Below are 1112 nucleotides of genomic sequence, written 5' to 3'. Positions count from 1 at the left end.
ACCGAAGAACTAAAAGAGATGTTAGATCGTCACTCAGATATCCCGAAAGTTGTGATGGATTGGGGCCCAGAGAGTTCTCGTGCGGACAAGATCATCGATAACTCTGAAGAAGGTGGCTACCTAGCAACTAAATACCTTATCGATAACGGCCACACTGACATCGCCTGCCTTAGTGGTCACTTTGAGAAACTTGCTTGCCAAGAGCGTATCGCTGGTTTTCGTCGTGCCATGGCTGAAGCAAAACTGCCAATCAATGAAGATTGGATTCTTGAAGGTAACTTTGAATGCGATACTGCGGTACTGGTTGCAGACAAGATCGCCGCGATGGAAAAACGCCCTACTGCAGTATTCTGTTTTAACGACACCATGGCACTTGGCTTAATGAGCCGTCTGCAACAAAACGGCATCAAGGTTCCAGATGACGTTTCTGTTATCGGTTACGACAACATTGAACTTGCAGAGTACTTCTCACCACCGCTAACAACGATTCACCAACCTAAACGTCGTGTGGGTAAAAATGCGTTTGAGATCCTACTTGAACGCATTAAAGATAAAGAACACGAAAAACGTGTGTTCGAGATGCAACCAGAGATTGTTATCCGCAATACCGTTAAGAAACTTAATTAAATGAACACAAGCGCCCTTAGGGGCGCTTTTTTTTATTAAAAAAATAACACTTCCCGCACACTTTGCCTCATTCTTAAAAACAATAACTTCCATAAGTTACTGTTTTCTTTACATGTGAATTATTAATTCCCGCTTCTTTTCAAACATTAAATACAATTCTCAATTATGAGTACCCATGCACAAAATGGCATTATTTATTGAATCAAGATCACGTTTTAAAATCTAAAGTGTGATGTTAATTCAATATACGAAGTATCCTCATCTGGTCACGCACAGGGCAAACCATCCGAAAGGGTGGGACGCAAAGCCTCCGGCCTGAACCATAGTAGTATATGGAAGGTAGCGGGGTTACCGATGGCAAGTGTGCAACCAATGTCTTTACCCTTTAATGACATTGCCTTTGCGCACGTTTGCTACTCTCTCGGACCTGACTTTTGGTGGCGTAATATTAATTACACCGAGATAACAAAACATGGATAAACCGA

The 1112-nt window shown here is 42.2% G+C and carries 1 protein-coding gene and 1 riboswitch; the gene reads left to right on the top strand.

Going from position 1 to position 1112, the window contains the following annotated elements:
• A partial coding sequence (locus tag R8269_RS25660) for a substrate-binding domain-containing protein (protein ID WP_318222967.1) occupies positions 1-627 on the top strand: 627 nt, incomplete at its 5' end.
• Positions 628-893: 266 nt separating this feature from the next.
• Positions 894-983, top strand: a riboswitch (cyclic di-GMP riboswitch).
• Positions 984-1112 lie beyond the last annotated feature (129 nt).

It is taken from the genome of Vibrio sp. Vb0667, assembly GCF_033391095.1.
The sequence above is the reverse complement of the archived record's forward strand: the minus strand, read 5'-3'. Positions and strand labels throughout refer to the sequence as shown.